Here is a 25,230-nt window from a genome sequence, read left to right as displayed (position 1 = left end):
CTCAGGCCGCCTGCTGCACGGTGCCGTTGGCCGAGGGTGCGGCCTGGATGGCCTCGCTCTCCACCTCGTCGATGGTGGGGCGCTCGCCGGCGGAAATGGTCTTGCGGCCGTGCTCCAGCGCGATGGGGGGCAGCGCGCCGTTCATGAAGGCAATCAGCGCCTGCTTGGTGATGATGAAGGGCTGGCACTGCTTCTCGCGCGTGCTCTTCACCTTGGCGGCGAGGGGCGAGATGATGGCGTAGGACGAGTAGATGCCGACGAAGGTGCCGATGAGCGCCGAGCCGATATAGTGGCCGAGGATTTCCGGCGACTGGTCGATGGCGCCCATGGCCTTCACGATGCCGAGCACCGCGGCGCAGATGCCGAGCGCGGGCAGTGCTTCCGCCACCGTGCCAAGGGCGCCGGCGGCCTTGGTCTTGTGCTTCTTGATGGTGGAGATCTCCTGCTCCATCAGCGCCTCGATCTCGTGCGACTTGGCGTTGCCGATGAGGATGAGGCGGGCGTAGTCGCAGATGTACTGGGTCAGTTCCTTGTCCTTGAGCAGGCTCGGGAAATGGCCGAACAGCGCGGAGCTTGCCGGGTCGTCGATATGCGCCTCGATCTCGTTGCGCGGCTTCTGGCGCATGTCGCGCATCAGCGCGTAGAGGAGACTGAGGAGGGCGAGGAAATCCTTGCGCTTCGGCCCGGTCCCCATGGCCGCCTGCATGATGCCGGAGCCCGTGTCCTTGATGACGGACAGCGGGTTGGCGATGATGAAGGTGGAAAAGGCGATGCCGCCGATGATGAGATATTCAAACGGCTGCCACACCACTTCCGGGTGGCCGCCCATGGCCATGAACCCGCCGAAGGTCGCGGCCAGCCCCAAGATGATTCCGATGATGACGGCCACGGCTTCCCCCGTTTTGTCCGGTGTCCGGTGGTAGGGGGCGAGGATTGTGCGAGGCTGTGCTCTGTCGAGCTTTGCAATGACCGCCGTTCACTCCATAATCACCGCCAAAATGGAATGGATTGTTCTGCCTTCCATGGGTTGTGCATGCTACACAACTCGCGTCTTGGCTCGCAGGCCTTTCTGGTTGCACGTACGGCCTTTGCGAAGCCTTCGATATCCCGTGCCAAGCCCTGACCGGCACGGGGTGGCCGGACCGGGGGGTGTCAGCGATGACGTCTTCCGGTCCGCGCTGGGCTCGCCACGCAAAAATCTCACATATTCAATCGCTTGACGTCGGAAGGCCGGCGCAGGCAAGGCTCGCGCAAGGCAGCGCGGGCGAAATGGGCCAGCCCGCGCGGCTCCCGCCGCACGTGCCCCTGCTCCTTGCCGTTGCGGATGCTCCCATGGAAAGCACGCTCCTCACCTACCGCCTGCTGGCGCGCGACATGACGCGCTCCTTGTCGACCAAGGCGGCCGAGAAGCCGGTGGCTTTGGAATCGAGCTATTACCTCAAGCACATCGGCAAGGTGACGAGCATCGACGGCTTCCTGAAGGACACCCGGCTCTTCACCTATGCCATGAAGGCGTTCGGCCTTGAGGACATGGCCTATGCCAAGGGCTACATGCGCAAGGTGTTGAAGGAGGGCGTGACCGATCCCAAGAGCTTCGCCAACAAGCTCAACGACGATCGCTTCAAGGCCTTCGCCAAGGTGTTCGATTTCAAGGGCCTCGGCGCCGCCGCCACCCAATCGGCCGAGGCCGGCCAGAAGGTGGTGGACCGCTATGTGCGCCAGGCGTTGGAGGCGGACCAGGGCGCCAGCAACGAAGGCGTGCAGCTCGCGCTCTATTTCCAGCGCCAGGCGCCCACCGTGAAATCCGTCTACGGCCTGCTCGCCGATCCCGCGCTCTGGAAGGTGATGAAGACCATCTACGACTTTCCCGACGCCATGGCGGCCGCCCCCATCGAGAAGCAGGCCAAGGCGGTGAAGGCGCAGTTCAACATCGCGGACCTGAAGGAGCCGGCGAAGCTCGATGCGCTGCTGCGCCGCTTCACCGCCAAATGGGACGTGGCGCAGGGCGTGGATGCCGCCCCGGTGCTGGATCTCTTCTCGGCACGCACCTCCAGCGCCGCCTCCTTCTCCATCCTCAATCTGAAGTACGGGGGCTGAGATGGGCTCGGGACTATACGTCTCGCTTTCGGCGCAGCTCGCCGCCGACAAGCGCCTGACCACCATCGCCAACAACGTGGCCAACCTAAACACCGCCGGATACCGCGCCGAAGAGGTGCGGTTCGAGGAGATGGTCTCCAAGGCGGGGGGGCAGGACGTGTCCTTCACCTCCACGGGCGAGACCTACACCTCGCGCAAGTCGGGGCCGATCAACCCCACCGGCAATCCGCTGGACATCGCGGTGGAGGGGAAGGGCTGGTTCGCGGTGCGCGACGGCGCGACCACCGCCTATACCCGCGACGGGCGCATGAATATGAGTCCGGAGGGCGAATTGCGCACCCTCTCCGGCCGGCCGATCCTCGATGCCTCCGGTGCGCCGGTGGTCATCGATCCCACCGGCGGGACGGTGCGCATCGGCACCGATGGCTCGATCTCGCAGAACCGGCGCGCCGTCGGCCGCATCGGCCTGTTCCTGATCCCCGAGGACGCGAAGCTCACCCGCCGTGACGGCGCGTTGGTGGTGCCGGACAAGCCCGCAGCGCTGGTGCAGAACTACAACCGCAACGTGGTGCGGCAGGGTTTCGTGGAAGGCGCCAACGTGGATGCCATCACCGAAATGACGCGTCTCATCGCCCTCCAGCGCGCCTTCGAGATGGCCGCCTCCGCCGTGTCGCAGACCGAGGATTCCACCTCCCAGACCATCCGCGAGCTTGGTCCCGGATGAGTGCGCCCCCCGTGAACACGCCCCCGATGAACGCGCTTCAGCGCCTGCGCCACGCCGTGGAAAGCGGGATGGAGGAGCATCCCCTCGTGCGCGTCGGCGGCATCGTGCGGGAGGTGGCGCCGACCCATGTGCGGGTCTCCGGCCTCTCCAGCTTCGTCACGCTGGGCGAGCGGGTGGGCTTCGAGCAGGCGTCGGGCACCAGCATCGGCGAGGTCGTGCGCATCGATGCCGCTGGCGCGGTGGTGAAGCCGTTCGACGAGCGGGTGTCGGTGGGCATTGGCACGCCGGCCTTCCGCATCGGCCCCCTCGCGCTCAGCCCGGATCGCTCCTGGAAGGGCCGCGTCATCGACGCGCTGGGCCGCCCGCTGGACCGGCCCGAGCCGCTGGCCCATGGCCCCCGCCGCATGCCGCTCGATGCGGAGCCGCCGCCGGCCATGGCGCGCGGGCGGGTGCATCGGCCCCTCGTCACCGGGGTACGCGCTGTGGATATCTTCACCCCCATCTGCGAGGGCCAGCGCATCGGCATCTTCGCCGGCTCGGGCGTGGGCAAGTCCACGCTGCTCTCCATGTTCGCGCGCTCGGCCGGCTTCGACACGGTGGTGGTGGCACTGGTGGGCGAACGCGGGCGCGAGGTGCGCGAATTCCTCGAAGGCCCGCTCGCCGCCAGCCGTGATCGAGCGGTGGTCATCGTCTCCACCTCCGACCAGAGCCCGATGATGCGCCGCCTCGCCCCGCAGGCGGCGCTGGCGGTGGCGGAGTATTTCCGCGATGCCGGGGAAAGCGTGCTGCTCATCGTCGATTCCGTCACCCGCTATGCCCATGCCGCGCGCGACGTGGCGCTGGCGGCGGGCGAGCCGGCGGTGGCGCGGGGCTATGCGCCGAGTGTCTTCTCCACGCTGCCGAAGCTGCTGGAGCGGGCCGGGCCGGGCATGGAGGGGGAGGGGGCCATCACCGGCATCTTCTCGGTGCTGGTGGATGGCGACGACCACAACGACCCCGTCGCCGATGCCATCCGCGGCACGCTGGACGGCCACATCGTGCTCGACCGCGCCATCGCGGACCAGGGGCGCTTTCCGGCCATCAATTTGCTGGGCTCCATCTCGCGGCTGGCCGGCGAGGTGTGGAGCGAGCCGGAGCGCGATCTGGTGCGGCGGCTGAAGGCCATGATCGCCCGCTTCGAGGACACAAGCGACCTGCGCCTGATGGGTGGCTACCAGCCCGGCGCCGATGGCGAGCTGGACCAGGCGGTGGCCATCGTGCCGCGCATCTATGACGCCCTGCGGCAGGACCCCGGCGATCCGCCCAGCCTTGCCGCCTTCTCCGATCTCGCGGCCGCGCTGAAGGCCTGACTCCAGCCCCGCGCAAGCCATCCGCCCTCAGATGCGCCAATGACACTGGCGCAGGCTCCGCCCTCCGGCGGACGGCGCGCCCCCTCCACACCGCGATGAGGACCGAGCCATGAGCCTTTACGGAATGCTGCGCACCAGCGTGTCGGGGATGACCGCGCAATCCAACCTGCTCGGCACGGTCTCCGACAACATCGCCAATGCCGGCACCGCGGGCTACAAGCGCGCCGACACGCAATTCTCCTCGCTTCTCTTGGAGACCGGCGGCACGGAATATCAATCCGGCTCGGTCAATACGGACGTGCGCTACGCCATCAGCCAGCAGGGCGCGCTGAACTACACCTCGTCCTCCACCGATCTCGCGGTGCAGGGTTCGGGCTTTTTCCTCGTCACCGACCCCTCCGGCCAGACCCAATTGACCCGCGCCGGCTCGTTCCAGGTGGACGCCAGCACCGGCAACCTCGTGAACAGCGCCGGCCTCACCCTGATGGGCTATGACGTCTCGGCCGGCGACCCCAACGTGGTGCTCAACGGCACGGCCGGCCTCGTGCCCATTAATTTGCAGAACACCAAGCTCGCGGCGACGCCCTCCACCGAGGGCACGTTCGCGGCCAACCTGCCATCCAACGCGGCGGTCGCCGCCGCCCCCAACGCCGGCGCCAACGTTGCGGGTGCGAGCTTTTCGGAGAAGTCCTCGCTCGTCGCCTACGACAATCTCGGCAATGCGGTGACGCTCGATCTCTACCTGACCAAGACCGCGGCGAGCCCCGACACCTGGCAGCTCGCGGTCTATGACCGCGCCGGCGCGCCCGCCACCGGCACGTTCCCCTATGCGTCCGGGCCGCTGTCTACGCAGACGCTGAGCTTCGACGCCACCGGCAAGCTCGCCTCGGGCAACAGCATCTCGCTTGCCGTGCCGAACGGGGCGACGCTGACGCTGGATCTTGCCGGCATGTCGCAGCTCGCGGCGCCCTACACGCCGTTCACCGCCAGCGTAAACGGCAATGCGCCGAGTGCCATTTCCGACTTCTCCATCGCCAAGGACGGCATCGTCTACGCCACCGATGCCAATGGCCGGAAATCCGCCATCTACCGCATCCCGCTCGGCACCGTTCAGAGCGCCGACCGGCTGGAGCCGCTCACCGGCAATGCCTACACCACCACGCTGGAATCCGGTGCCATCCAGATCGGCTTTCCCAATGAGGGCGGGGTCGGCACGCTGCTCTCCGGCGCCACCGAGCAGTCCAACGTGGACATGGCCTCCGAACTCACCCGCATGATCGTGGCGCAGCGCGACTACACCGCCAATTCCAAGGTGTTCCAGACCGGCACCGAGCTGCTCGACGTGCTGATGAACCTGAAGCGCTGATCTGACGCCGCCGCGCCGCGCACGGGTGCATCATGAGCCTTTCCCTCGCCTTCAACACGGCGCAGTCCTCGCTCTCCGCCAATGCGGCGAAGATCGCCCTGTCCAGCCGCAACGTGGCAGGAGCGGGCGAGGCCTCCGCCTCGCGGAAGATCGCCGTCACCACCACGGCGGCGGACGGATCGGTGCGGGTGGTTTCCATCACCCGCGCCACAGGCAGTGCGTTGTTCGACCGGATGCTCGGCGCCACCTCCGACAGCGCCGCGCAGCAGGCCCTCGCCAGCGGCCTCGACCGCCTTGCCCAGACCGTGGGCGACCCGCAGGACCCGACGTCGCCCGTCGCCCGCCTCGGCACGCTGAAGGACGCCCTCACCCGCGCCGCCGATACGCCGGACGACATGACGCTGGCCCAGGCGGCCGTGACCGCCGCGCAGGACCTCGCCTCTTCCCTCAACACCGCCACCGACACGGTGCAGCAGGTGCGCACGGATGCGGACGCGGCCATCGCCACCTCTGTCGGCAACGTCAACGACCTGCTCCACCAGTTCGAGGCGGAGAACAGCGGCATCGTGAAGGGCACCGCCGCCGGCGCCGACATGACCGATGCGCTGGACCGGCGCGATGCCATCCTCGCCAGGCTCTCCGAGGAGATCGGCATCTCCACGGTGACGCGCGCCAACAACGACATCGTCATCTACACCGAGGGCGGCGCCACCCTGTTCGAGACCACCGCCCGCACGGTGGGCTTCACTCCGTCCCATACGCTCGATGCGAAGAGGGACGGCGGCAGCGTGTTCGTGGACGGCGTGTCGGTGACGGGGCGCGATGCCACAATGCCGGTGCGCAGCGGTCGCATCGCCGGCCTCACCCAATTGCGCGAGACGGCCGCGAGCACCTACCAGACCCAGCTGGATGAGCTCGCCCGCGGGCTGGTGGACGCCTTCGCCGAGGCTGACGGCGCCGGCACTGTCCGCGCCGGCCTGTTCGTGCCGGCGGCGGGGAGCGCCACCGTGCCCGGCGGTCTCGCGCGCGGCCTTGCGGGAACGCTGGCGGTGAATGCGGCCGTGGACGTCGCGCAGGGCGGCGACATCCGCCTGCTGCGCGACGGCGGCATGAACGGTGCGGCCTTCGCCTCCAACACCACGGGCGCCGCGAGCTTCGCCGGCCGGCTCAAGGAGATGGTGGCGGCGGTTGACGCCCCCCGCACCTATGACGGCGCCGCGCAGCTCTCCGACAACCAGAGCCTCGTCTCCTTCGCCACCGCCTCGGTGAGCTGGCTGCAGGGCGCGCGCAAGGCGGCGGACACGCGGCTCGATTCCGAAAAGACGGTGCTGGCGCAGGCGTCCAACGCGCTCTCCGCCGCCACCGGCGTGAACCTCGACGACGAATATGCCAGCCAGCTCGAACTGGAGCGCGGCTATCAGGCCACCTCCAAGCTGATGGGCGTCGTGAACCAGCTTTATGACAGCCTCTTCCAGATGATCGGCTAAGCCATGCGCAGCACCTACATCTCCACCCTCGCCTGGACCTCCCCGTCCCGCGCGGCGCTGCCGAAGCTGCAATCGGACATCTCCAAGGCCACCACCGAAATCGCCACCGGCCGTCAGGCGGACGTGGGCCTGGCGCTGGGTGTCGCGACGGGGGAGAGCGTGGCGCTGCATCTGGCGCGCGGGGCCATTCGCTCCCAGAAGGAGGGCAACGCGCTTGCCTCCAGCCTCATCGGCCACAGCCAGGCGGCGCTCTCCCAGATCAGCGACGATGCCAACCTCTTCCTGAAGGACATCCTCGCCGGGCAAGCGGGCAATTCATCCGGCGCCATCCTCGCGGATCAGGCCAAATCGGCGCTGGATGCACTGACCGCCCATCTCAATGCCACCGACGGGCAGCGCTACCTGTTCGCCGGCATCAACAGCGCCGAGCCACCCATGGCGGACTATGCCACCGGCCCCAAGGCGACGGTGGATGCCGCCTTCGCCGGCGCCTTCGGCCTCGATCCCGCCGATCCGCAGGGGGACCCGAAGGTGGCGGATATCTCTGCTGCCGACATGTCGTCCTTCCTCAACGGCGCGTTCGCGGACCTGTTCGCCGATCCCGCGTGGGGCGCGAACTGGTCCGGCGCGTCGGACGAGGCGCTGACCAGCCAGATCTCCGACACCGCGCGCGTTCCCGTCACCACCACCGCCAACACGACAGCCATGCGCAACCTTGCCATGGCATTCACGATGGTGTCGGAGCTTGGCACGGCGACCCTCTCGGAGGCGACCCGCAAGGTGGTGCTCGACAAGGCCGTCACCGTCGCCGGCGCGGCCGTGAGCGGCGTCATCTCCCTGTCGGCTCAGCTCGGGGTGTCCAAGTCCCGCGTCGATGCGGCGGACGAGGCCCTCGCCAAGGTTTCCGATCTCGTCGACCAGAGGATCAACGTCCTCGAAGGGGTCGATCCCGCCGAGGCGAAGACCCGCCTCGACACCCTGACGACGCAGTTGCAGATGTCCTACGCGACCACCTCGAAGGTGATGCAGCTGAGCATCCTGAACTACATCTGACATGAGGGTGCGTGATGTACCGTTTCTCCTACGCGGAAATACTTGATGAGTCCGCGACGCTCAACCGCGAGCGTGAACGCCTCGCCCTCGACCAGGCGGTGAATCTGCTCACCCTCGCAGCCAAGGCGGAACCCGGCTCCTGCGAGGTGCTGGCAGCGGTCGCCTATCTGCAGAAGCTCTGGGGCTTCTTCATCACCGATCTCGCCGACGCCAACAACGAGCTGCCGCGCGAGTTGCGCGCGACTCTCGCGTCCCTCGGCCTGTGGGTGATCCAGGAGTGTGACCGGCTGATCTCCGGCACGGGCGGCGACATCCCCATGCTCATCGACGTCAATATTGCGATCCGGGATGGTCTGAAATGACGAAATCCATGCACATCTCCCTCAAGGCCGGCGAAAAGCTGTTTCTCAATGGCGCCGTCTTCCAGGTGGACCGCAAGGTGACGCTGGAACTGCTCAACGACGCGACCTTCCTGCTGGAGAGCCACGTGATGCAGCCGGAAGACACCACCACACCGCTGCGCCAGCTCTATTTCGTCGCGCAGTCGCTGTTGGTGGACCCGGCCAATGCCGATGCCGCCCGCCGGCTGTTCTTTCGCCAGCTGGCGTCGCTGATGACCACCTTCACCAAGGCCACGATCCTGATGAACCTCGACGAAGCGGGCCGCCTCGTCGGCGAGGGCCGGACGTTCGAGGCGCTGAAGGCGCTGCGCGGCATGTTCCCGCAGGAGGACGCGATCCTGAACTGCGCCGTGCCGCCGAAAGTCGCCTGACGCGCTCCGCACGGTTGCCCGCAGGGCCCTCCGCAAGGTCGGCCTCGCGCAATCCTCGCGGGCGAGAAGGGGGCGAAAGGAGATCGCAGCATGACCCAGGTCCAGAGCGTCGCGTCCGCGGCCGGCGCCGCCGCAACGAGCAAGACGGCCTCGGCCGGCAAGGCGAACAGCATCGACTACAACGCCTTCCTCCAGCTCCTGGTGGCGCAGTTGCAGAACCAGGACCCGACCCAGCCCATGGATTCCACCGCCTACATGTCCCAGCTCGCCTCCTTCTCTCAGGTGGAGCAGCAGGTGGCGAGCAATGCGAAGCTGGAATCCCTGCTCGCCGCCAGCGCCTTGCAGACCGCCAACCTTGCGCTGGGCCACACCGTGACCTCCGCCGATGGCAGCATCAGCGGCAAGGTCGCCTCGGTGGAGATCACCACCGACGGGCCGCTGGCGCAGCTCTCCAACGGAAAGAGCCTGCTCATCGGCCCCGGCGTGACGGTGAGCTGAGATGAACGAGGCGGATGCGCTCGGCATTGTCCATTCGGCCATCTGGACCATCCTCGTCGCCGCCGGACCGGCGGTCGCCGCGGCCATGCTCATCGGCATCCTCGTCGCCCTGTTCCAGGCGCTGACGCAGATCCAGGAAGTCACCCTCACCTTCGTGCCGAAGATCGTTGCGGTGCTGGTGGTCGCGGCCGTGACGGGCTCCTTCATGGGCGCCCAGATCATGGCCTTCACCGAGGAAATCTACGGCCGCATCGCCAGCGGCTTCTGAGCCCACGTTTGCGGGGGAGCCTGACGCATGTCCGACATTACGGTGCGCGATGCGGCGCAGGGTTCGCGCCGCGACATCGGCTTCGCCATGGGCATGGTGGGGATCCTCGCCATCCTGTTCCTGCCCATCCCGCCCGCCCTGATCGATATCGGCCTCGCGCTGTCCATCGCGCTGTCGGTGCTGATCCTGATGGTGGCGCTGTGGATCGACAAGCCGCTGGAATTCTCCGCCTTTCCCACCGTCCTCCTCATCGCGACGCTGCTGCGCCTCGGCCTCGGGGTGGCGACGACGCGCCTCATCCTCGCCCACGGCTCGGACGGCGTGAGTGCGGCCGGGCACATCATCCACGGCTTCTCGCAGCTCGTCATGAGCGGCGATTTCGTCATCGGCATCGTGGTGTTCCTCATCCTGGTGACGGTGAACTTTCTCGTCATCACCAAGGGCGCGACCCGCATCGCGGAGGTGGGCGCGCGCTTCACGCTCGATGCCATCCCGGGCAAGCAGATGGCGATCGATGCCGATCTCAATGCGGGCCTCATCGACGACAAGCAGGCCCAGCGCCGCCGCGCCGAGCTGGAGGAGGAAAGCGCCTTCTTCGGCTCCATGGACGGCGCCTCCAAGTTCGTGCGCGGCGAGGCGGTGGCGAGCCTCATCACCATCGCGGTGAACATCTTCGGCGGCATCATCATCGGCGTCACCCGGCACAAGATGCCCATCGCGGACGCCGCGGACATCTTCACCCGCCTCTCCGTGGGCGACGGCCTCGTCTCGCAGATTCCCGCGCTCATCGTCTCGCTGTCCGCCGGCCTGCTCGTTTCCAAGGGCGGCACGCGGGGGCGGGCGGAAAAGGCGGTGCTGGGCCAACTCGGGGCCTATCCCCGCGCGCTGTTCGTGGCCGCCGGCCTCCTCTTCGCCCTCGCGCTCGTTCCGGGCCTGCCGTTCCTGCCCTTCGCCATCATCGGCGGCATGATGGCCTTCGTCGGCTGGTCGGTCCCCCGCCAGCTCGCCAGGCAGAAGGCGGAGGCCGATGCGCGGGAGGCCGATGCGAAGCAGCAGGCAGACCGCGAGGCGCGGGAGTCGGTCAAGGAGCAATTGAAGACCGCCGAGATCGAGGTTTGCGTCGGCAAGCAACTGGCGACGCAGGTGCTGCGCACGCCTTCCGAACTCGGCAACCGCCTCGGCAAGATGCGGCGCAAGTTCGCTTTGCGCTACGGCTTCGTGGTGCCCGAGATCCGCATGACGGAAAGCCTCGCCGCCCCGGCGAAGGGCTATCAGATCAAGATGCATGGCACGGTGCTGGCGGCGCAGGAGATGCGCATCGGCGAGTTGCTGGTCGTGGTGGGCGACGGGCCGCCGCCCGACGTGCCCGGCGACGAGGCGCGCGAGCCGGCCTTCGGCATGAAGGCCATGTGGATTCCCGAGGCCTACGCCACCGAGGTGAAGCGCGAGGGCTTCGCGCCGGTGGACAACCTCACCGTCATCCTCACCCACCTCTCCGAGGCCATCGCCAACAACCTGCCGCAGCTTCTCTCCTACAAGAGCATGCGGTCGCTGATCGACAGGCTCGATCCCGAATACAAGCGCCTCGTGGAAGACATCTGCCCGGCGCAGATCTCCTATTCCGGCCTGCAGGCGGTGCTGAAGCTCCTGCTGGCGGAGCGCGTCTCCATCCGCAACCTGCACCTCATCCTCGAGGCGGTGGCGGAGATCGTGCCCCATGCCCGCCGCTCCGAGCAGGTGGCGGAGCATGTGCGCATGCGCATGGCACAGCAGATCTGCGGCGATCTCGCCGAGGGTGGCGTTTTGAACGTGCTGCGCCTCGGCAGCCGCTGGGATCTCGCCTTCCACCAGAGCCTCAAGCGCGACGCCAAGGGCGAAGTGATCGAGTTCGACATCGATCCGCGCCTCGTGGAGCAGTTCGGCACCGAGGCGGCCACCGCCGTGCGCGAGCGCATGAAGGCGGGCGCGCCCTTCGTGCTCGTCACCGCGCCGGATGCACGGCCCTATGTGCGGATGATCGTGGAGCGCATGTTCCCCTCGCTGCCGGTGCTCTCCCACGTGGAGATCGCCCGCGGGGTGGAGATCAAGGCGCTAGGCGCCATCTCGTGAGCCGCGCATGAGCCTCCTGGCCCGCGAGGCGGTGCTCGCCGCCTTTCTCGTCTTCTGCCGGGTGGGCGGCGCGCTGATGCTGATGCCGGGCATCGGCGGCCGGCATATTCCCATGCGCGTCAGGGTGTTCCTGGCGCTCGCTTTGTCCTTCGCCTTCCTGCCGCTGGTGCTGGACCAGGTGGCGCCGAAGGTGCGGACGGCGGGCTCCGGCGATTTCGTGTTCATGATCGCCGGGGAGCTTCTGACCGGCCTCCTCATCGGCCTTTTGGCGCGGCTCTATGTGACGGCGCTCCAGTTCGCCACCAGCTTCATCGCCCAGGCGGTGGGCGTCTCTCCCATGCCGGGCGCGTCGGTGGAGGAGGACGAGCAACTGCCCATCCTCGCCACCCTCATCGTCTTCTCCGCCACAGCCCTGATCTTCGTCGCCGACCTGCATCTGGAGCTGGTGAAGGGGCTGGTGGACAGCTTCGCCCGCGTGCCGCCGGGCAGCCTCCTCGCCGTGCGGCCGGCTTTGGTGGATCTCGTGGACCAGATGTCGGCGGTGTTTCTCGTGGCCGTGCGGCTCTGCGGCCCCTTCATCCTCTATTCGGTGATGGTGAATTTCGCCGTGGGCCTCATCAACAAGTTCACTCCGCAGATCCCGGTCTATTTCGTGGCGACGCCCTTCGTCACCGCCGGCGGGCTGCTGCTGCTCTATGTGAGCGTGGAGCCGCTGCTCTCGGCCTTCCTCGTCGCCTTCTCCCAATGGCTGAAGGCGGGCTGAGCATGGTCAAGGAGCGACATCGCAAAGCCGAGCGCCTCGTTGCCGTGCAACGGCAACTGAAACGTGCCGCCGAGACCCGCCGTGCGGAGGCGGTGCGCGAGGGGGTGAGGCTCGATGGCGAGACGGCGGACCTTGTGGCTGCCCTCGATGACGGGCGGTTCGCCCCGCTGATGCTGGAGAACGTGGCGCGGCGGCTGGAGCGCGTCGCCCTCGCCCGCCAGCAGGCGCACGCCGCCGAGGTGGCCGCCGCCGGTCAGGTGAAGGCGGAAAGCTTCACCCTGAAGCGCGCCGAGCGCCATGCCGAGGCGACCGGACGGCTCGCCCGCGCCGAAGCCGAGCGCACCGCCACCGACGAGATCGCCGAGGCGAGTCTCGTATCCAGCGGGCGTGCAAGCCTCGCATAAGCATGGCGGGGCAGGGTGGCGTCCGAACCGTTCTCGATGGAAGCCGCACCATGGGCATCTCACCGCCGACCGACCTCGTCTTCGACGTGATGCAGGCCGCCGATGCCGCCCGCGCGCGGCAGGTGATGGGCAAGCTTCAGTCGCTCGCGCCCGCCGCCGATGGTGCCTTCCGCACCGAGCTGGACACGGTCGCCGAGGCGAAAGCGGTTGCGCGGGCGGACAAGGCCACCGCCCGGGGCGACAAGGATGCGGCTGCCGCTGCTGCGGCACTGATCCCGCCGGGCGTCGCCTTTTCCGGCGCCAGCCTCACAGGGCTGAAGAACGCCCACGCCCTCGGCCCGCACCATGCGGGCGGAGCCGCCGGCGCCGCGCCGCTCGCCGGCACGCCCGGCGCCGCCTCGCTGCAGAAGTTCGAGGCCATGGTGCTCTCCCAGTTCCTCGACACCATGATGCCGGCCAAGGGCGCCACCTCGAAATCCTCCATGTTCGGCGCCGGCACGGCCGGCGACACCTGGAAATCGCTGCTGACCCAGAAGGTGGGCGAGGAGGCCGCCCGCGCCGGCGGCATCGGCCTCGCCGCGCGCCTCGGCCAGTCCTCCGCCGTCTTCGCCAGGGCGAAGGGAGGTGCGGCATGAGCTTCGACAGCGATCTGCATTTCGCCCGCCCGCCGTCGGTCGTCGCACTCATCAGCGCCCTCGACCGGCTGGAAGAGACCATCGATCTGGAGAATGTCGCGTTCGAGGAGCGCGGCGCCCTCGATCTCGTGGAGATCAACCGGCGCAAGAGCCGCGCCTTGCTGGAACTGAGCCGCGTCGCCCGCGGCCTGCCGGACCGCCTCGACGCGGCGACCGCCGGACGGCTGGCGCGGCTGAAGGCGAAGCTCGATCGCAATCAATATGTCATCGCCCTGCGCATCGCCGCCGCGCGCGAGGTGGGCGCCATTCTCGACCGGGCCCTGGCCGAGGCGGAGTCGGACGGCACCTATTCGGCCCACCCCGCGCGCTCGGGAGCGGGCGCATGATCCGCTTCGTCATAATCGGCGTGTGGGCCTGCCTCGTCGGCCTCGGCTCCAGCTACGCCGCCGCCTGGTATGCCGCGGGCGCCCCGCGCAAGAGCGAGGACCCCTATCTCGCCGGCCTCGAATATCGCCGCCTGCCCGCCATCACCGTGCCCATGATCGTGGACGGCAAGCTGCAGGGCTATGTGCTTGCGAAGCTCGTCATCACGGCTGATGCGGCCGAGCTGCGCAAGCTGCCCATGGAGCCCACGGTGTTCGCGGTGAACGCCGCCTTCAGCGAGATCTATGTGAACGGTCGCATCGAGAGCGGAAAGATCACCAAGTATAATCTTCCCGAGATGATGGGCCGTATCAAGTCCAGTACCAATACGTATCTCAAGGGCGAGGTGATCCGCGAAGTGCTCGTGGATTCCCTCAACTATATCGACAAGACCGACATGCGCACCGGCGTCGGCGTCAACGTCGCGAGTTCCTCGGGCGAGAAGCCGGCAGGCAAGTCCGGCGACAAGTCCGGCCACGGCGAGGCCGACGCCAAGCCGGCCAAGGGCGGGCATTGACCATGCGCGCCCTCACCTTCGCCCTTCGCGCCCGGCGCCTCATCCCTCACATCAGCCGCGGCCCCGCCGCATCGCCCCGGAGCCAGGATCATGGATGATCTCTTGCGCGAGTTCCTGACCGAGACCAGCGAGAGCCTCGACGTCGCCGACGTGGAGCTCGTGAAGTTCGAGCAGGACCCGAATAACGCGCAGATTCTGAACAACATCTTCCGCCTGGTGCACACCATCAAGGGCACCTGCGGCTTCATCGGCCTGCCTCGCCTCGCCTCCCTCGCGCACGCCGCCGAGACGCTGATGGACCGCTTCCGCGAGGGCCGGCCCGTCACCACCGATGCGGTGGGGCTGGTGCTTTCCACCATCGATCGCATCAAGCTCCTGCTCCAGCACGTGGAGGAGACCGAGGGTTCCGAGCCCGAGGGTGAGGACCGCGATCTCATCTCCCTCCTCGAGGCTATGGCGGAGGCCGTGGACGCCCCCGCAGGTCCCCCCCCACCGGCGCCGCCGCCCCAGCTGGCGCAGACGCTGGAGCGCCCGCTGCTGCCCGGCGAGCTGCCGCTGGACGAGCTGGACCGCATCTTCCGCGAGACCAAGGTGGACCCGATCACGCCCGCGCCCGTGCCCGCTCCCGCCGCCCAGGCCGCCCCGCCCAAGCCGGCGCCGGCCATGCCCAAGGCCGACGCCGATGCCACCCACGCCGCGGCTCAGGCCGGCGAGGCCCATGGCGTCGCCGCCCAGTCCATCCGCGTTCATGTGGGGGTGCTGGAACAGCTGATGACCATGGTTTCCGAGCTGGTGCTGACCCGCAACCAGCTGATGGAGATCGCCCGTCGCCACGACGAGCCGGAATACAAGGTCTCCCTGCAGCGCCTGTCCAATGTCACGGGCGAGTTGCAGGAGGCGGTGATGCGCACGCGCATGCAGCCCATCGGCAACGCCTGGCAGAAGCTGCCGCGCATCGTGCGTGACCTCGCGCAGGAGCTGGGCAAGCAGATCGAGCTGGAGCAGGTGGGCGCCGATACCGAGCTGGACCGGCAGGTGCTGGACCAGATCAAGGACCCGCTCACCCACATGGTCCGCAACTCCGCCGACCACGGTCTGGAGATGCCAGAGCAGCGTCGCGCCGCGGGCAAGTCCGAGCGCGGCCTCATCCGCCTCTCCGCCTATCACGAGGGCGGCCATGTCATCGTCGAGATTTCCGACGATGGCCGCGGCCTCGATGTCGCGCGCATCAAGCAGAAGGCGCTGGAGAATGGCCTCGCCACCGAGGCCGAACTGGCGAAGATGCCGGACTCCCAGGTGTTCCGCTTCATCTTCCACGCCGGCTTTTCCACCGCGCAGAAGGTGACCAACGTCTCCGGCCGCGGCGTCGGCATGGACGTGGTGCGCTCCAACCTCGAATCCATCGGCGGCACCGTCGATGTGCGCTCGCGGCAGGGCGAGGGCTCCACCTTCGTCATCAAGATCCCGCTGACGCTTGCCATCGTCCCCGCCCTCATCGTGCGTGCGGCCGGTGAGCGCTTCGCCCTGCCGCAGAGCGCGGTGGAGGAATTGGTGCGGGTGCAGGCGGGCTCGGACCACGAGATCACCTGGCTGAACAACTCGCCCGTGCTCGGCCTGCGCGATCGCCTCCTGCCCATTGTCAGCCTCGGCGCCCTGCTCGGCCTCTCGCCGGAGCGCGACGGGCGCGACGAGGCGCTGTGGGAGCGGGCGCTCATCGTGGTGATGAAGGTGGGCCACCAGACCTTCGGCGTGGTGGTGGAAGCGGTCTCCCACACCGAGGAAATCGTGGTGAAGCCCATGGCCTCGGCGCTCCGCCAGCTGCCCATGGTCTCCGGCAGCACCATCCTCGGCGACGGGCGGGTCATCATGATCCTCGATCCCGCGGGCCTCGCCCAGCATGCGGCGGCGCGCGGCGGCGCCGCGGAGGAGGTCAGCCATCACGGCGCCGGCCGGCAGTCGCGCGCCAGCCAGAAGCGCTCGTCCCTGCTGCTGTTCCGCGCCGGCTCGCGCGATCTCAAGGCGGTGCCGCTCGGCCTCGTCACCCGCATCGAGGAGTTGGAGGTGGCACGCATCGAGCGCGTCAACGGCTACCCGGTGCTGCAGTATCGCGGCGCGCTGATCCCGGTGCTCTACGCCAACGAGGAGGTCCAGCGCGTGGCCGCCGGTACCCAGCCCATGCTGGTGTTCGCCGATGGCGGGCGGGTCATGGGCCTCGTGGTGGACGAGATCGTCGACATCGTGGAGGCCGAGCTCGACATGGAGCTGTCGCCGTCCAACATGCCGGAGGTGCTCGGCGCCGCGGTGCTGTCGGGCCAGGCCACCGAGATCCTCGACGTCGCCTTCTACGTGCAGGTGGCCTTCGGCGAGCGCTTCCGCCATCTGGTGCGCTCGTCCGAGCGGCCGCGCCTGCTCCTGGTGGATGAGAGCCCGTTCCACCGCGACCTGCTGGCGCCCATGCTCAACGGCAACGGCTACGAGGTCACGGCCTGTGCCTCCGGTGGCGAGGCGCTGGCGCGGCTCGGCACGGAGGACGGCTTCGACGCCATCGTCAGCGACGTGGACCTGCCCGACATGGACGGCTTCGCCCTCGCCGCCGCCGTGCGTGGCGACCCGCGCATCCGCGAGGTGCCGATCATCGCGCTCGCCACCGCGCAGGACCGCGATGCGCTGGAGCGGGGCCGCGCCGTCGGCTTCACCGACTGTGTTGCCAAGTTTGATCGCTCCGGCCTCATCGCCGCGCTGAAGGAATTCACCGGCCGACAGGGAATTGCCGCATGAACGCCCATACGCCCCTGACCCACGAGGCAGCGCCGACCGCCGCGCACGACGTCGTCCAGTACGTCACGGTACGCATCGGGCCGCAGCTGTTCGGCCTGCCCATCGCGCTGGTGCACGAGGTGTTCGTGCCGGAGGCCATCACCCGCGTGCCGCTCGCCCCCGGCGAGATCGCCGGCGTGCTGAACCTGCGGGGACGCATCGTCACCATGGTGGCCATGCGGCGCCTGCTGTCGCTGCCCGACGCGGAAGGCGCGCCCATGGCGGTGGGCATCGAGCACCACGGCGAGGCCTTCGGCCTCATCATCGACGAGGTGGGCGAGGTGCTCTCCCTCGATGCGGCCCGCCGCGAAGCCAACCCGGCCAACCTCGACCCGCGCTGGGCGCAGGTGGCCGCCGGCGTCCATCGCCTCTCCGGCGACCTGATGCTGATCCTCAATGTGGACCTGGTGCTCGATCGGGCCGGCTCGGCCGTCGCCCGCCAGGATGCCGGCAAACGCGCGGAGCTTTGAATGAAGACCTGTCTCGTGGTGGACGACTCCAGCGTCGTCCGCAAGGTTGCCCGCGGCATCCTCGAAGATCTCGGCTTCTGCGTGGAGGAGGCGGCAGACGGCGCCCCGGCGCTGGAGATGTGCGCCCGCGCCATGCCGGACGCCATCCTGCTCGACTGGTCCATGCCGGTGACGGACGGCCTCGCCGTTCTCGAACAGCTCAGGTCGAGCGAAGCCGGGCGCGCGCCGAAGGTCATCTTCTGCACCGCCAAGAACGACATGGAGCACATCGCCCGCGCCGTTTCGCTGGGGGCGGACGAATACATCATGAAGCCCTTCGATTCTGAAATCCTGCGCGAGAAGCTCGAGGCCGTCGGCCTCCTGGACAGGGTGGACTGATGCCGCAATCGATCTCCCCGCCGGCGACGTCCGCGCTCGGCTCCGCCATCCGCGTGATGGTGGTGGACGACAGCGTGTTCGTGCGCGGCATCGTCTCGCGCTGGTTGTCGGAAGACCCCGCCTTCGAGCTTGTCGGCACCTTTTCCAACGGGAAGGCGGCGCTCGGCGATCTCGACCGGGTGCAGCCCGACGTGGTCATCCTAGACCTTGAAATGCCGGAGATGGACGGACTCACCGCCCTGCCGCTGATCCTGAAGCAGCGCCGCAACACCACCGTCATCGTCGCCTCGGCGCTCTCCCGCCGTGGCGCCGAGGTGAGCCTCAAGGCGCTCACGCTGGGCGCCGCGGACTATCTGCCGAAGCCCGACGCCACCAAGGGCACGTTTGCTACCGACGACTTCAAGCGCGAGCTGATGGAGAAGGTCCGCAGCCTCGGCCTGAAGGTGCTGCGGCAGGCGGGCCGCGCGCCGCTCGCGCCGCCGCCCACCGCCCAGCCGCAGGCGGCGGCATTGCCCAGCCAGCCGAGGGGGCCGATCCGCTTGCGACCCTATTCCGTGTCCGACGTCTCGCTCATCGCCGTGGGCAGCTCCACCGGGGGGCCGCAGGCACTGACGCGCCTCTTCGCGGTGCTCGGGCCCTATATCGACCGCATCCCGGTGGTCATCACCCAGCACATGCCGCCAACCTTCACCGCGCTCCTCGCCGAGCATGTCACCCGCGCCGCGGGGCGGCAGGCGGCCGAGGGGCAGGATGGCGAGGCGCTGCGCGCCGGGCGCATCTACATCGCCCCCGGCGGCAAGCACATGCTGCTGGAGCGCGACGGGCCGCGCACCCTCATCCGCCTGTCCGACGGGCCGGCGGTGAATTTCTGCAAGCCGGCGGTGGACCCCATGTTCGACACGGTGGCGCAGATCTACCGCCGCAACGCGCTGGCCCTCGTGCTCACCGGCATGGGCAGCGACGGCGCGCGCGGGGCCGGCATCATCGCCGATGCGGGCGGCAGCGTCATCGTGCAGGACGAGGAGACAAGCGTGGTCTGGGGCATGCCCGGCGCCACCGCCAGCGCAGGGAACGCCAGCGAGGTGCTCCCCCTCCAGGCCATCGGTCCCAAGGTCATCGCCATGCTTGCGAGGAGGCGCGGATGATCCGCCCCGCGGACTACGAGTTCTTCGCCCGGTTCCTGAAAGAGAAGTCGGGGCTCATCCTGACCGACGACAAGCATTATCTCCTGGAAAGTCGCCTCATCCCGCTGCTCAACCGCTTCGCGATTCCTGACTTCGCGCGCTTGGCGGAAATCCTGAAGAGCAACGAGGCGCCCATCATCGCGGAGGCGGTGGTGGAGGCGATGACCACGAATGAGTCCTTGTTCTTCCGCGACAAGGTGCCGTTCGAGGACATGGCTCGCTCGCTGTTGCCGGCCCTGTGCGCGGCGCGGCTGAAGACGCACACGCTGCGCATCTGGTGCGCCGCCGCCTCGACGGGGCAGGAGCCCTATTCCATTGCCATGCTGCTGGCGGAGCGGCCGGAGCTGACCGGCGGGCGGCGGGTGCAGATCCTCGGCACGGACATCTCCAGCGACGTGCTGGAGCGGGCCCGCGCCGGCCGCTACAACCAGTTCGAGGTGCAGCGCGGCCTCTCGGTGCAGCAGCTGCTCAAGTATTTCGTGAAGTCGGGCGACTGGTGGGAGGTCATCCCGCAGCTCAAGTCCGTCGTCGAGTATCGCAAGTTCAACCTCCTCGAACCCTTCGGTGGGCTTGGCACCTTCGATCTCATCATGTGCCGGAACGTGCTGATCTATTTCGACGTGCCCACCAAGGCCGACATCCTGCTGCGCATGTCGCGCCAGCTCGCGCCCGACGGCTTCCTCCAGCTCGGCGGGGCGGAGACGGCGATCGGCATCTGCGATGCCTTCCGTCCGCTGCCGGACCATCGCGGCACGTACGTCCACACCCGCGCGCCCTCGACGATAGTCGCCGCCCGGCGGTAGCTGGCGTCTTTCCCGGTCGCCGGGCGGCTGAGGGATCATTCCGGATCGGAGCCAATCCGGAGCAAGACGGGTCGATAAATCCGAAGCCGGCGTCGCGGATCCAGCATCCGCCGCCGGCTTCGGCGCTTCTGAGCCGGGTGATCCCGAGGTCGCTCCGATCTGGCAATCAATTCGCTCCCAAACCCGTTACTCTTCAGATTGCTCGCTCTCCCGCCTCGTCATAGGGATTTTGTGTCGTTCGGCCCGTCAATAAGTCATTAAGACATCGACGCCGACCGCGCGGAAATGCTGTGACATGATGGAGGGTATCATGTACGTGGTCGTTGATGAGCGTGCGTCTGTTGCTGAAAGCTATGTGTCGGCCTTCTCCCGCGAAGGATTTTCTTCGCAGAGCTTCTCAGGTAGCGAGTTTCGGGACTGGATCGAGACCACCTCGGATCAGGATCTCGGCGCGGTCGAAAGCTTCCTGATCGGGGAATCCGACGCGCGGATCACCTATCCCGACCTCATCCGCTCCCACAGCCAGGCCCCGATCATCGCGCTGGAGGACGTGAAGTCCCTCACCCAGACGCTGGAACTCTTCACCGCCGGCATTGACGACGTGGTGCGCAAGCCCGTCCATGTGCGGGAGATCGTGGCCCGCGCCGATGCGGTGTGGCGGCGGGTGCGCTCGGGCGACATCCAGATGCCGCTCGACGAGCGCCTGCGCGTGTTCTTCGATGGCCGCGACCCGGAAGTGGACGGCGAGCCGCTGGCCCTGCCGCGCCGCGAGCGGCACATCCTCGAATATCTGGTGAAGAACTCGAAGCGCCGGGTCACCAAGACCCAGATCTTCAACACCATCTACGGCATCTTCAACGAGGACGTGGACGAGAGCGTGGTCGAGGGCCACATGAGCAAGCTGCGCAAGAAGCTGCGCCTGAAGCTCGGCCGCGACGTGATCGATGCCCGCCGCTATCTCGGCTACCAGTACGTGGGCTGAAGGCCCGAAGTCGGCCGCAGGATCGCAAGCCCCAATCCAGCTTCGATGACTATGACGGCACGGATCTTTGTCTTTCAAATTCAAGACAAGCTCAAAAGCCCGGAGAAGGGAGACAGATAATGCGTCTGACCGTCAAGAGCACACTGATCGGCCTCTACCTCGTCCTGGTCGCCCTGGCGGCCGGACAGGGGGTTCTGGCCCTCAACAAGCTCAGCCACATCAACGACAACGGCGAGACCATCGCCAGGGAATTCCTGCCGAGCGTGCGCGCCCTCGGCGAGGTCAAGTATCAGATGACCCGCTTTCGCGTCGCCGGCATGCGCGCCCTGATGGTGACCGACCCCAAGGACGTTGCCGCTCTGGCCGAGCGCACCACGCGCCTGATGTCGGAGACTGGCAAGGCCATTTCCACCTATGAGAAGCTGATCTCGGCTCCCGAGGAGCGCGAGCTGTGGAACGGGACGATGACGCACTGGGCCGAATATGTGGCCCTGCAGGCGGACATGGTCTCCAAGCGTCGCGCCGGCGATACAGAGGGGGCCATCGATCTCGCCACCAAGACCGTCGCGGCCTTCGACGATCTGACGATCAGCCTCAACAAGAACGTCGAGATTAACGACAAGGCCGCGCAGGCCGCAGCCAACGCCTCGGATGCGGACTATGCCGAGGCGCGGTTCGTGCTGCTCGTGTCCATCGGCGTCCAGATCGTGCTCGGCCTCGGCGCCGTCGCCTTCATCGTCATCGGCATCACCCGCCCGCTCAACCGCGTTACCGACGCCATGGGCAAGATCGCCGGCGGCGCCCTCGATACCGATGTGCCGAACCGCGAGACGAAGAACGAGATCGGCGACATCGCCCGCACCCTCGAGGTGTTCCGCGACGGCCTTGCCGACAATGAGCGGCTGCGCGTCGAGCAGAAGCGCAAGGAAGAGGAGATGGCGCAGCAGCTCGTTGCCGAGCGTGCCAGCATCGCCAACTCGTTCCAGAGCCGCATGGGTGCCCTTGCCGAGCGCTTCTCCGGCTCGTCCGGCGAGGTGGCCGACGCCGCCCGAAACCTCTCCGCCACGGCGGAGGAGACCTCCCGCCAGGCCCAGTCGGTGACGCTCGCCGCCGAGGGTGCCTCGGACAACGTGCAGACCGTCGCCGCCTCCGCCGAGGAGCTGTCCGCCTCCATCCGCGAGATGAGTGACCAGGTCTCGAACTCGGCGGTCATCGCCCGCTCGGCGGCCGAGGAGGCCGAGCGCACCAACGAGAACATCCGCCAGCTCTCCGAGGCGGCCCAGTCCATCGGGCAGGTGCTGAACCTCATCAAGGAGATCGCCGAGCAGACCAACCTGCTCGCCCTCAACGCCACCATCGAGGCGGCGCGGGCGGGTGATGCGGGCCGCGGCTTCGCGGTGGTCGCCTCCGAGGTGAAGGAACTCGCCGCCCAGACGGCGAAGGCCACCGACGAGATCTCCATGAAGATCGGCGAGATCCAGCACGCCACCTCGGCCACGGTGACCTCCATCCAGAGCATCGTGACCACCATCAACAACGTGCGCGACCTGACCGCCATCATCGCCGGCGCGGTGGAGGAGCAGCGGGCCGCCACCAGCGAGATCGCCGCCAACACCCACCGTGCGGCGCAGGGCGCCACGCAGGTGACGAGCAACATGTCGGGCGTTGGCCAGGCCGCCGGCATGACCGGCTCCGCCGCGACCCAGCTCATGAGCCTGTCCTCGGCCCTCTCCGAGCAGTCCCAGGATCTCCAGCGCGAGGTGACGAGCTTCGTCTCCACCCTCCGGGCGGCCTGATCCAAGGCACAAAAAAGAAGGGCCGGTGTCGCGAGACACCGGCCCTTTTCATTTGCGGAAGCGGGTCAGTCGAGCTTGATGCCGAAGCGGTCGGCCTGGCGCTGCACGAAGGCCTCCATGCGGCTGCGGCCCAGCTCGGTCAGCACCACGAGAATGCGTCGCCGGTCGCGGGCGTCCGGCACGCGCTTCACCAGTCCCACCTCCTCCAGTTCATCGATGCGGCGCAGCGCCGTGGTGGTGGGTGCGCCGGAGGCGATGCACAGGCTGGTGACCGAGATGGGCCGGGCACTCGCCTCGGCCACCGCGAGGTCGAGCATCATCTCCCACGCGGGATCGGAGAACAGGCCGGCCTGGAAGATGGCGTCGCGGTCGGCGCGGGCGGCGACCAGCGCCTTCATGTAATTGGGCCGGGCGATGGTGGCGGGCGGATCGTCCTCACCGTTCGCGGCCAGCGCCTCGTCCTCGACGATGGCCAGCGCGCGGTGAATGGCATGGGCCACCTCCTCGGCGGCGAGCGGCTTCTGGAGGAAGTCCACCGCCTGGAGGCGCAGCGCGCCCACGGCGCGATCGAGGGAGGCATGGCCGGTGATGACGATGGCGGCCATGGGGTGCTTGCGGCGCCGCACCGAGAGCTTCTGCAGCAGCTCGATGCCGTCGATGCGGGGCATCTGCAAATCGGTAACGATCACCTTCAGCGGATCGTTGCGCTGCACGAGATCCAGCGCTTCCACGGCCGTGGTGGCGGTGAGGGAGGGGATGCCGAGCATCGAGAGGCCGTCGTGCAGCTCTTCCAGCACGTCGGGGTCATCATCGACCAGAAGCACCTGCGGCTCGGCCATGGACGCTTCGCCCAGGCCCTGCTTGGAGCTGTCATTGCGCATTATCTGGCTTGGCGTCCTCGCGTTGGGCTTCTTCGGCCTTGACGTCCCCGGTTGTGGTGTCCGGTTTGGTCCATTCCTTGAACATCGCGATCAGTTCGGCAAGGGCAAGTTTGCGCGATATCAGATAACCTTGGACCAGATCGGCCCCCATCGCCTTGACCCGTGACAAATCCTCTTCGGTCTCAATGCCTTCGGCTACCACCTTCAGGCCGAGGCGATGGCCGAGCTGGATCAGCGCCTCGAGGATGCTGCGCGACTTTTCCGTGCCCCGGGACTGCACGATCAGCGCGCGGTCGACCTTCAGCTCGGTGATGGGCAGGCGGGCCAGCTGGAGCAGCCCGCTCTGCCGCTGGCCTACGTCGTCCAGGGCGATGCCGAATCCCGCCAGGCGCATCTGGGCGATCGCCATCATTGCATCGCTGGAGGAGCCATAGAGCGCGTCCTCGGTCAGCTCCAGAATGACGTCGGCGGGGGAGAGCCCGGCATTGCGAACAGCGGCGGCCAGAAGGCTGGCCGCCTGGCGCTCGGTGAGCACGTCGATGGGCATGTTGATGCTGACGGGGCCGCGAAGGCCGGCCTGCTGCCACGCCGCGGCGCCCCGCGTGGCGGTCTCGACCACGCGGAGCGTGAGCCGTCGCATCAGATCCTGATTCACGCTTGCCGCCGCGATCACGGCAGATGGCGATATCCGGCCGAGGCCGGGCCACACGTCGCCGAGCAGCGCCTCGGCTCCCGCGAAGGTGCGGTGGTCCGGGCGGCACTTGGGCTGGAACATCACCGGCACGGTGCCGGCTGCGAGGGAAGCTTCCACCGAGGCGATCACCTGCGCCTCAGACGGCGCGCCGCCGGGGGCGCCACGATCGAACTCCTGGGCCGCATCACCCCCGATGAGAGTCAGCAGCTCTTCGGGATCGAACGGCTTGTGCAGCGTGCCAAGGACGCGGATGTTGCTCATGCGCCCGGCCTCCGCGGCGGCCGCAATCACATCTACGTCACTTCCGCTGATGAGGACCACCTGAGGGCTCAGCACGCAGCGACAGAGATTGCGCAGCACGTCCACGCCATCGATGCCCGGCATGTTCAGATCCAGCAGGAGCAGGTCGATCTGGCACATGCGGGCCGGGGTCAAAGTCTCCGGTTGGGAGGTATGATCCACTTGGTGGCCGGCGAGTGTGAGGTATTCTGCTAAGTCCTCCCGGAAGGCGTCGTCATCGTCCAGGATGAGGATCCGCCGAAGCCTTGCGCGCCCGGCACGATGATTGACCGGATCGCGTTCCTCCGACATGGAATCCCTCTTTCGCGGCGCCTGAATCTTTTAGATTGCCCAAGGCGTTCCGCTCTTGTCTTTTATATTTCACTCCGGTTGTCACAATGCAAGGCGGCAACTGGTCCGGATTTCGCTCCAAAACGGAATGAGTTGGCCTTGACGATGGGGCGGGCGAAGCGTGGAGTGC

Annotated in this window: 26 protein-coding genes; 23 read left to right on the top strand and 3 right to left on the bottom strand. The window is 67.8% G+C overall.

What is annotated here, in order from left to right:
- Window position 1 precedes the first annotated feature (1 nt).
- Window positions 2-889: a flagellar motor stator protein MotA gene (motA, locus tag FHT36_RS23340; protein WP_169124851.1), complete on the bottom strand. Its 888-nt coding sequence runs from the start codon at window positions 887-889 to the stop codon at window positions 2-4.
- Window positions 890-1,332: 443 nt separating this feature from the next.
- Here motA and FHT36_RS23335 point away from each other — a divergent pair, with 443 nt between their 5' ends.
- The 23 genes from FHT36_RS23335 to FHT36_RS23225 all read left to right on the top strand — a co-directional run bounded on the left by FHT36_RS23335 (window position 1,333) and on the right by FHT36_RS23225 (window position 22,895).
- Window positions 1,333-2,097 carry a DUF1217 domain-containing protein gene (locus FHT36_RS23335; protein ID WP_169124850.1) on the top strand — a complete coding sequence of 255 codons (765 nt, stop codon included), beginning with the start codon at window positions 1,333-1,335 and terminating at the stop codon, window positions 2,095-2,097.
- Between the two features lies 1 nt (window position 2,098).
- Window positions 2,099-2,821, top strand: coding sequence for a flagellar basal-body rod protein FlgF (gene flgF / locus FHT36_RS23330; protein WP_169124849.1), 723 nt, complete (start codon window positions 2,099-2,101; stop codon window positions 2,819-2,821).
- Between the two features lie 26 nt (window positions 2,822-2,847).
- Window positions 2,848-4,170: a flagellar protein export ATPase FliI gene (fliI, locus tag FHT36_RS23325; RefSeq protein ID WP_169124933.1), complete on the top strand. Its 1,323-nt coding sequence runs from the start codon at window positions 2,848-2,850 to the stop codon at window positions 4,168-4,170.
- Between the two features lie 109 nt (window positions 4,171-4,279).
- A complete protein-coding gene (locus tag FHT36_RS23320; RefSeq protein ID WP_169124848.1) occupies window positions 4,280-5,536 on the top strand; it encodes a flagellar hook protein FlgE in 1,257 nt (418 codons plus the stop codon).
- A gap of 32 nt (window positions 5,537-5,568) precedes the next feature.
- Window positions 5,569-7,023, top strand: a complete 1,455-nt coding sequence (gene flgK, locus FHT36_RS23315; protein WP_169124847.1) for a flagellar hook-associated protein FlgK — start codon at window positions 5,569-5,571, stop codon at window positions 7,021-7,023.
- A gap of 3 nt (window positions 7,024-7,026) precedes the next feature.
- Window positions 7,027-8,076 (top strand): flagellar hook-associated family protein, encoded by a 1,050-nt coding sequence (locus tag FHT36_RS23310; RefSeq protein ID WP_169124846.1) that lies wholly within the window; start codon window positions 7,027-7,029, stop codon window positions 8,074-8,076.
- Window positions 8,077-8,090: 14 nt separating this feature from the next.
- Window positions 8,091-8,438, top strand: coding sequence for a flagellar biosynthesis regulator FlaF (flaF, locus tag FHT36_RS23305; protein ID WP_169124845.1), 348 nt, complete (start codon window positions 8,091-8,093; stop codon window positions 8,436-8,438).
- Window positions 8,435-8,848 (top strand): flagellar biosynthesis repressor FlbT, encoded by a 414-nt coding sequence (flbT, locus tag FHT36_RS23300; protein ID WP_169124844.1) that lies wholly within the window; start codon window positions 8,435-8,437, stop codon window positions 8,846-8,848. The genes flaF and flbT overlap by 4 nt, the downstream gene beginning before the upstream one ends.
- Window positions 8,849-8,938: 90 nt before the next feature.
- On the top strand, window positions 8,939-9,346 hold the full coding sequence (flgD, locus tag FHT36_RS23295; protein ID WP_169124843.1) for a flagellar hook assembly protein FlgD: 408 nt from the start codon (window positions 8,939-8,941) through the stop codon (window positions 9,344-9,346).
- Window position 9,347: 1 nt separating this feature from the next.
- A complete protein-coding gene (gene fliQ / locus FHT36_RS23290; RefSeq protein ID WP_169124842.1) occupies window positions 9,348-9,614 on the top strand; it encodes a flagellar biosynthesis protein FliQ in 267 nt (88 codons plus the stop codon).
- A gap of 27 nt (window positions 9,615-9,641) precedes the next feature.
- A complete protein-coding gene (gene flhA, locus FHT36_RS23285; protein ID WP_169124841.1) occupies window positions 9,642-11,723 on the top strand; it encodes a flagellar biosynthesis protein FlhA in 2,082 nt (693 codons plus the stop codon).
- A 7-nt stretch (window positions 11,724-11,730) separates the two neighbouring features.
- Window positions 11,731-12,486: a flagellar biosynthetic protein FliR gene (gene fliR, locus FHT36_RS23280; protein ID WP_169124840.1), complete on the top strand. Its 756-nt coding sequence runs from the start codon at window positions 11,731-11,733 to the stop codon at window positions 12,484-12,486.
- A gap of 2 nt (window positions 12,487-12,488) precedes the next feature.
- Window positions 12,489-12,890: a hypothetical protein gene (locus FHT36_RS23275; protein WP_169124839.1), complete on the top strand. Its 402-nt coding sequence runs from the start codon at window positions 12,489-12,491 to the stop codon at window positions 12,888-12,890.
- 50 nt (window positions 12,891-12,940) lie between these two features.
- The gene (locus tag FHT36_RS23270) at window positions 12,941-13,525 is read left to right on the top strand and encodes a rod-binding protein (RefSeq protein WP_169124838.1); all 585 of its coding nucleotides are present in this window, start codon (window positions 12,941-12,943) and stop codon (window positions 13,523-13,525) included.
- Window positions 13,522-13,911: a hypothetical protein gene (locus tag FHT36_RS23265; RefSeq protein ID WP_169124837.1), complete on the top strand. Its 390-nt coding sequence runs from the start codon at window positions 13,522-13,524 to the stop codon at window positions 13,909-13,911. The genes FHT36_RS23270 and FHT36_RS23265 overlap by 4 nt, the downstream gene beginning before the upstream one ends.
- Entirely contained in the window at window positions 13,908-14,465 is a 558-nt protein-coding gene (locus FHT36_RS23260; protein ID WP_169124836.1) for a hypothetical protein, read from the top strand. Before FHT36_RS23265 ends, FHT36_RS23260 begins: the two co-directional genes overlap by 4 nt.
- 90 nt (window positions 14,466-14,555) lie before the next feature.
- Entirely contained in the window at window positions 14,556-17,243 is a 2,688-nt protein-coding gene (locus FHT36_RS23255; protein WP_169124835.1) for a chemotaxis protein CheW, read from the top strand.
- Window positions 17,240-17,752, top strand: coding sequence for a chemotaxis protein CheW (locus FHT36_RS23250; protein WP_169124834.1), 513 nt, complete (start codon window positions 17,240-17,242; stop codon window positions 17,750-17,752). Before FHT36_RS23255 ends, FHT36_RS23250 begins: the two co-directional genes overlap by 4 nt.
- Window positions 17,753-18,130: a response regulator gene (locus tag FHT36_RS23245; RefSeq protein ID WP_169124833.1), complete on the top strand. Its 378-nt coding sequence runs from the start codon at window positions 17,753-17,755 to the stop codon at window positions 18,128-18,130.
- Window positions 18,130-19,275 carry a chemotaxis response regulator protein-glutamate methylesterase gene (locus FHT36_RS23240; RefSeq protein WP_210257952.1) on the top strand — a complete coding sequence of 382 codons (1,146 nt, stop codon included), beginning with the start codon at window positions 18,130-18,132 and terminating at the stop codon, window positions 19,273-19,275. Before FHT36_RS23245 ends, FHT36_RS23240 begins: the two co-directional genes overlap by 1 nt.
- On the top strand, window positions 19,272-20,117 hold the full coding sequence (locus FHT36_RS23235; protein ID WP_169124832.1) for a protein-glutamate O-methyltransferase CheR: 846 nt from the start codon (window positions 19,272-19,274) through the stop codon (window positions 20,115-20,117). Before FHT36_RS23240 ends, FHT36_RS23235 begins: the two co-directional genes overlap by 4 nt.
- A 310-nt stretch (window positions 20,118-20,427) precedes the next feature.
- On the top strand, window positions 20,428-21,099 hold the full coding sequence (locus FHT36_RS23230) for a response regulator transcription factor (protein ID WP_169124831.1): 672 nt from the start codon (window positions 20,428-20,430) through the stop codon (window positions 21,097-21,099).
- 119 nt (window positions 21,100-21,218) lie between these two features.
- Window positions 21,219-22,895 carry a methyl-accepting chemotaxis protein gene (locus FHT36_RS23225; protein WP_169124830.1) on the top strand — a complete coding sequence of 559 codons (1,677 nt, stop codon included), beginning with the start codon at window positions 21,219-21,221 and terminating at the stop codon, window positions 22,893-22,895.
- A 65-nt stretch (window positions 22,896-22,960) separates the two neighbouring features.
- On the opposite strand, the gene FHT36_RS23220 is transcribed toward FHT36_RS23225, so the two are convergent.
- Both FHT36_RS23220 and FHT36_RS23215 read right to left on the bottom strand, forming a co-directional pair.
- Window positions 22,961-23,776 carry a response regulator gene (locus FHT36_RS23220; protein ID WP_246702405.1) on the bottom strand — a complete coding sequence of 272 codons (816 nt, stop codon included), beginning with the start codon at window positions 23,774-23,776 and terminating at the stop codon, window positions 22,961-22,963.
- Complete coding sequence (locus FHT36_RS23215; protein ID WP_169124829.1) at window positions 23,766-25,061, bottom strand: EAL domain-containing response regulator; 1,296 nt, start codon at window positions 25,059-25,061, stop codon at window positions 23,766-23,768. The genes FHT36_RS23220 and FHT36_RS23215 overlap by 11 nt, the downstream gene beginning before the upstream one ends.
- Between the last annotated feature and the right edge of the window lie 169 nt (window positions 25,062-25,230).

The sequence above is a fragment of the Xanthobacter sp. SG618 genome (genome assembly GCF_012932745.1).
Taxonomy (GTDB): domain Bacteria; phylum Pseudomonadota; class Alphaproteobacteria; order Rhizobiales; family Xanthobacteraceae; genus Xanthobacter; species Xanthobacter flavus.
This window is presented reverse-complemented; position numbering and strand designations above follow the sequence as displayed.

Excerpts from the sequence above, each read along its gene's own strand:
- FHT36_RS23275 (WP_169124839.1), top strand. The coding sequence starts at position 12,489 with ATGGTCAAGGAGCGACATCGCAAAGCCGAGCGCCTCGTTGCCGTGCAA.
- fliI (WP_169124933.1), top strand. The coding sequence starts at position 2,848 with ATGAACGCGCTTCAGCGCCTGCGCCACGCCGTGGAAAGCGGGATGGAG.
- FHT36_RS23335 (WP_169124850.1), top strand. The coding sequence starts at position 1,333 with ATGGAAAGCACGCTCCTCACCTACCGCCTGCTGGCGCGCGACATGACG.
- FHT36_RS23225 (WP_169124830.1), top strand. The coding sequence starts at position 21,219 with ATGCGTCTGACCGTCAAGAGCACACTGATCGGCCTCTACCTCGTCCTG.
- fliQ (WP_169124842.1), top strand. The coding sequence starts at position 9,348 with ATGAACGAGGCGGATGCGCTCGGCATTGTCCATTCGGCCATCTGGACC.
- FHT36_RS23270 (WP_169124838.1), top strand. The coding sequence starts at position 12,941 with ATGGGCATCTCACCGCCGACCGACCTCGTCTTCGACGTGATGCAGGCC.
- flgF (WP_169124849.1), top strand. The coding sequence starts at position 2,099 with ATGGGCTCGGGACTATACGTCTCGCTTTCGGCGCAGCTCGCCGCCGAC.
- fliR (WP_169124840.1), top strand. The coding sequence starts at position 11,731 with ATGAGCCTCCTGGCCCGCGAGGCGGTGCTCGCCGCCTTTCTCGTCTTC.
- FHT36_RS23230 (WP_169124831.1), top strand. The coding sequence starts at position 20,428 with ATGTACGTGGTCGTTGATGAGCGTGCGTCTGTTGCTGAAAGCTATGTG.
- flgD (WP_169124843.1), top strand. The coding sequence starts at position 8,939 with ATGACCCAGGTCCAGAGCGTCGCGTCCGCGGCCGGCGCCGCCGCAACG.
- FHT36_RS23265 (WP_169124837.1), top strand. The coding sequence starts at position 13,522 with ATGAGCTTCGACAGCGATCTGCATTTCGCCCGCCCGCCGTCGGTCGTC.
- FHT36_RS23220 (WP_246702405.1), bottom strand. The coding sequence starts at position 23,776 with ATGCGCAATGACAGCTCCAAGCAGGGCCTGGGCGAAGCGTCCATGGCC.
- FHT36_RS23255 (WP_169124835.1), top strand. The coding sequence starts at position 14,556 with ATGGATGATCTCTTGCGCGAGTTCCTGACCGAGACCAGCGAGAGCCTC.
- FHT36_RS23310 (WP_169124846.1), top strand. The coding sequence starts at position 7,027 with ATGCGCAGCACCTACATCTCCACCCTCGCCTGGACCTCCCCGTCCCGC.
- flaF (WP_169124845.1), top strand. The coding sequence starts at position 8,091 with ATGTACCGTTTCTCCTACGCGGAAATACTTGATGAGTCCGCGACGCTC.
- FHT36_RS23245 (WP_169124833.1), top strand. The coding sequence starts at position 17,753 with ATGAAGACCTGTCTCGTGGTGGACGACTCCAGCGTCGTCCGCAAGGTT.
- FHT36_RS23260 (WP_169124836.1), top strand. The coding sequence starts at position 13,908 with ATGATCCGCTTCGTCATAATCGGCGTGTGGGCCTGCCTCGTCGGCCTC.
- flhA (WP_169124841.1), top strand. The coding sequence starts at position 9,642 with ATGTCCGACATTACGGTGCGCGATGCGGCGCAGGGTTCGCGCCGCGAC.
- FHT36_RS23320 (WP_169124848.1), top strand. The coding sequence starts at position 4,280 with ATGAGCCTTTACGGAATGCTGCGCACCAGCGTGTCGGGGATGACCGCG.
- flbT (WP_169124844.1), top strand. The coding sequence starts at position 8,435 with ATGACGAAATCCATGCACATCTCCCTCAAGGCCGGCGAAAAGCTGTTT.
- FHT36_RS23215 (WP_169124829.1), bottom strand. The coding sequence starts at position 25,061 with ATGTCGGAGGAACGCGATCCGGTCAATCATCGTGCCGGGCGCGCAAGG.
- FHT36_RS23240 (WP_210257952.1), top strand. The coding sequence starts at position 18,130 with ATGCCGCAATCGATCTCCCCGCCGGCGACGTCCGCGCTCGGCTCCGCC.
- flgK (WP_169124847.1), top strand. The coding sequence starts at position 5,569 with ATGAGCCTTTCCCTCGCCTTCAACACGGCGCAGTCCTCGCTCTCCGCC.
- FHT36_RS23235 (WP_169124832.1), top strand. The coding sequence starts at position 19,272 with ATGATCCGCCCCGCGGACTACGAGTTCTTCGCCCGGTTCCTGAAAGAG.
- FHT36_RS23250 (WP_169124834.1), top strand. The coding sequence starts at position 17,240 with ATGAACGCCCATACGCCCCTGACCCACGAGGCAGCGCCGACCGCCGCG.